The organism is Elioraea sp. Yellowstone, assembly GCF_006704265.1.
Classification (GTDB): Bacteria; Pseudomonadota; Alphaproteobacteria; order Acetobacterales; family Acetobacteraceae; genus Elioraea.
This window is the reverse complement of sequence record NZ_VIKA01000216.1, coordinates 1-4,032: the sequence shown is the minus strand read 5'-3', so window position 1 is coordinate 4,032 and position 4,032 is coordinate 1. Positions and strand designations below refer to the sequence as shown.

Below are 4,032 nucleotides of genomic sequence, written 5' to 3'. Positions count from 1 at the left end.
GCGCTGGTGACCGCCTACGCGCTCGGCGCGCCGCGCGCGTCGCCCGCCGCCGCGATGATCGCCGCGACACTCGCCGGGCCGGCGGGGCGCGCGGCACTCGCCGCGATCGGATTCAACGAGAAGGAGCCCGACGATGGTCACGCCTGAACAGGTCGCGGCTTCCGCGCGCCCGCTCGGCCGCGGCGGCCCGCGCGTCTGCCCGATCGGCCTCGGCTGCATGTCCCTCTCCGGCGTCTATGGCGATGCCGACGACGCGGCGTCCGAGGCGCTGATCCGGGAAGCGGTCGAGCTCGGCGTCACCCATCTCGACAGTTCCGACATGTACGGCTGGGGCCACAACGAGACGCTGCTCGGCCGTGCGCTCAGGGGCATCCGCGACAAGGTCGTGCTCGCCACCAAGTTCGGCCAGGTGCGGCGCGAGGGCGGGGCGAATGCGGTGGACGGACGGCCGGAGTACGTCGCCGCCGCCTGCGAGGCGAGCCTGAAGCGCCTCGGCGTCGAGGTGATCGACCTCTACTACCAGCACCGCGTCGATCCGGCGGTGCCGATCGAGGACACGGTCGGCGCCATGGCGCGGCTCGTCGAGCAGGGCAAGGTGCGGCTGCTCGGCCTCTCCGAGGCGCGGCCCGAGACGATCCGACGCGCGCACGCGGTGCATCCGATCGCGGCGGTGCAGACCGAGTACTCGCTGCTCTATCGCAGGGAGGCGGAGGAGACGCGCGCGCTCACGCGGAGCCTCGGCATCAGCTTCGTGGCCTACGCGCCGCTGGGGCGCGGCCTGCTCACCGGCACGGTGCGCACGCCCGGGGACGTGGGCGGACGGCGCGCGGCGCATCCGCGCTTCCAGCCCGGCAATCTCGACCGCAACCTCGAACTGGTCGCGCGGATCGAGGGTTTCGCGCGCGACAAGGGCTGCACGCCCTCGCAGCTCGTGCTCGCCTGGCTGCTCGCGCAGGGCGAGGACGTGCACGTCATTCCCGGCACGCGCCGGCGCGAGCGGCTCGAGGAGAATCTCGGCGCGCTCGCGGTGCGGTTGAGCGCGGCCGAGGTCGCGGCCATCGGGGCAGCGGTGCCGCCGGGCGCCGCGGCGGGCGAACGCTACCCGGAGGCGAACCTGAAGGCGGTGTATCTCTGAGCGGATCGGGCGGCGCCGCCTTACCCACTTGCGGCGCGATGCCCGACGCCCTCTAAAGGGCGTGTCATGCTCGCCGACCTTGATCCGCGCCGCTGGCTGCGTGCCGTGCAGCGCGTGCTGGGCCGCCTGCCGACGGTCGCGGCCCCATTCGCCCGCCTGCCCGAGTCGCCGCTCGTGCCGTTGCGCGACCCCTGGCCGGGCGACGCGACGCGCGGCAGCCGGATCCTCAAGGGGGAACTCGTGGTCGAGGGCACGGCCCGCCCGCTGGACCCCGCCGCCGGGGACGACGACGCCTGGAACGAGGCCGCGCACGGCTTCGCCTGGCTGCGCGACCTGCGCGCGGTCGGCAGCGACGCGGCGCGGCTGCGCGCGCGCGCCCTGGTCGGCGCCTGGATCGAGGCCGCCCCGCACCTGCCCCCTGCGCGTGAGACGGTCCTGGGCGCACGCATCACCGCGCTGCTGTCGCACTGGGACTTCCTTGCCGCGAGCGCGGAGGAGACGTTCCGCGCCGCCGTGATGGGCCGGATCGTCGAGGATGCGCGCACGCTCTCCGGCCTCCTGCCGGCCGAGACCATGGACGCGCGCGCCTTCACCGCCCTCAAGGGCCTGGTCGCGGCCGGCGCGGCGCTGCCCGGCGGCGAGCCGCATCTCGCGCGCGCGCTGCGCTTCCTCGGCCAGGAGATCGACCGGCAGATGCTGCCCGATGGCGGGCATGTCGAGCGCAGCCCGGCGGCCCTGCTCTCCGCCGTGATGGATCTGATCGAGATCCGCGCGATCCTGGCGCTCGCGCGCAAGCCGGTGCCCGATGTCCTCGCCGCGGCGATCGAGCGGGCGATGCCGATGCTCGCCGCGCTGCGCCACGGCGATGGCGGGCTCGCGCTGTTCAACGGCACGCGCGAGGGCGACCCGGCGCTCCTCTCGCTGGTGCAGGCGCAGAGCCAGGTGCGCGCCCGGCCGACAGCCCGCGCGCCGGAGATGCGGTTCGAACGTCTCGTCGCCGGGCGCACCGTGCTGATCGTCGATGCCGGGCCGCCGCCGCCGCGTGGGCAGGACCGGCGCGCGCATGCCGGCACGCTCGCCTTCGAACTCTCGGTCGGGCGCGACCGGCTGATCGTCAACTGCGGCGCGGCGCCGGCGGCGGCGAACGCCTGGCGCGACGCGCTGCGTGCGACCGCCGCGCACTCCACGCTGGTGATCGCTGACGTGAACTCCTCGGAACTCAAGGAGGACGGGCTCGGCCGCCGCCCCGAGCAGGTCGCGGTGCAGCGCCACGAGGCGAACGGGGCGCACTGGCTGGATGCCAGCCACGACGGCTGGAAGAGGCCCTTCAACGCGATCCATCGCCGCCGGCTCTATCTCGGCGACACCGGCGAGGACGTGCGCGGCGAGGACGCGATCGAGGCGCCCAGCCCGCAGCCCTTCGCGATCCGCTTCCACCTGCATCCCTCGGTCAGCGCGAGCCTGCAGCAGGACGGCGCGGGCGTGCTGCTGCGCACGCCCTCCTCCGGCGGCTGGGCGCTGCGCGCGGACGGCGCCCGCCTCGCCCTCGAGGAGAGCGTCTATGCGGGCACCGACGAGCGGCGACGCACGCAGCAGGTGGTCCTGTCGGGCAGCCCTGCCGACGGTCCCTGCCTGGTGAAGTGGGCGATCACGCGCATGGGCGGGGCCTGAGAACGGCGCATGTGCGGGATCGCCGGCCTGTTCCTGCGCCGGCCCGGGGCCGAGGACGCGCTGCTCGCGCGCGCGGCGGCGATGGGGGCCGCGCTTGCGCATCGCGGTCCCGACGGCGCCGGCACATGGGCCGACGGCGAGGCCGGCGTTGCGCTTGCACATCGCCGGCTCGCGATCATCGACCTCTCGCCCGGCGGCGCGCAGCCGATGGCGTCGTCCTGCGGACGCTACGTGGTGAGCTACAACGGCGAGCTCTACAACTACCGCGCGCTGCGTGCGGAGCTGGCGGCGTGCGGGCGGACGGTGCCGGGCGAGAGCGACACGGCCGTGCTGCTCGCCGCGGTGGCGCAGTGGGGCGTCGCGTCCGCGCTGCCGCGGCTCGATGCGATGTTCGCCTTCGCGCTGTGGGACCGCGCCGAGCGCGTGCTGTGGCTCGCGCGCGACCATGCCGGCATCAAGCCGCTCGCCTGGACCGTGCTGGCGGACGGTTCGGTGCTGTTCGGCAGCGAGCTGCGCGCGCTCGAGGCGGCGGGCGGCTGGTCGCCCGAGATCGACGCGGAGAGCGTCGCGGCCTATCTGCGGCACGGCTGCATCCCCGCGCCGCGCACGGTGTTCCGGGGCGTGCGCAAGCTGCCGCCGGGAGGCCTCGTGCGGATCGGCATGGCGGGCGCGCCGGAGGAGCGGCGCTGGTTCGACGTGCTTGCGCTGGCCCGCGAAACGGTGCCGGCGCGGCTGACGGCGGCCGAGGCGGCAGCGGCGGTGGATGCCGCGCTCGCCGAGAGCGTGCGCGCGCAGCTCGTCGCCGATGTGCCCGTGGGCGCCTTCCTCTCGGGCGGAGTCGATTCCTCCTCGGTGGTCGCGGCGATGGCGCGCGCGGCCCCCGGCGCGGCGCATGCCTTCACCATCGGCTTCGACGATCCGGCCTACGACGAGAGCAAGGATGCCGCGCGCATCGCAGCCGCGCTCGACGTGCGCCACACCGTGCTGCACGCGACCGAGGCGGACGCGCTCGCGCTCGTGGATGAGCTGCCGCGCGTGTACGACGAGCCATTCGCGGATTCCTCGCAGCTCCCGACGCTGCTGCTCGCGCGCCTGACGCGCGGGCACGTGACGGTCGCGCTCTCGGGCGACGGCGGCGACGAGCTGTTCGGCGGCTATCGCCGGCATGTGCTCGCGGCCCGCCTGTGGCCGCGCCTCGCGCGCGTGCCGTTCCCGCTGCGGCGGGC

General features: G+C 75.3%; 3 protein-coding genes. All 3 read left to right on the top strand.

Translation table 11 applies throughout. The features are described 5' to 3' along the window. Positions 1–133: 133 nt before the first annotated feature. On the top strand, positions 134–1,135 hold the full coding sequence (locus tag FK498_RS17720) for an aldo/keto reductase (RefSeq protein WP_141856909.1): 1,002 nt from the start codon (positions 134–136) through the stop codon (positions 1,133–1,135). A gap of 66 nt (positions 1,136–1,201) precedes the next feature. Next, positions 1,202–2,806 carry a heparinase II/III family protein gene (locus FK498_RS17715; RefSeq protein WP_141856907.1) on the top strand — a complete coding sequence of 535 codons (1,605 nt, stop codon included), beginning with the start codon at positions 1,202–1,204 and terminating at the stop codon, positions 2,804–2,806. A gap of 9 nt (positions 2,807–2,815) precedes the next feature. Next, positions 2,816–4,032 (top strand): asparagine synthase (glutamine-hydrolyzing) (gene asnB / locus FK498_RS17710; protein ID WP_141856905.1); only part of this gene is annotated, 1,217 nt, incomplete at its 3' end.

What these genes read in the sequence shown, in the direction of transcription:
- FK498_RS17720 (WP_141856909.1), top strand. Translation starts at nt 134, where the DNA reads ATGGTCACGCCTGAACAGGTCGCGGCTTCCGCGCGCCCGCTCGGCCGC.
- FK498_RS17715 (WP_141856907.1), top strand. Translation starts at nt 1,202, where the DNA reads ATGCTCGCCGACCTTGATCCGCGCCGCTGGCTGCGTGCCGTGCAGCGC.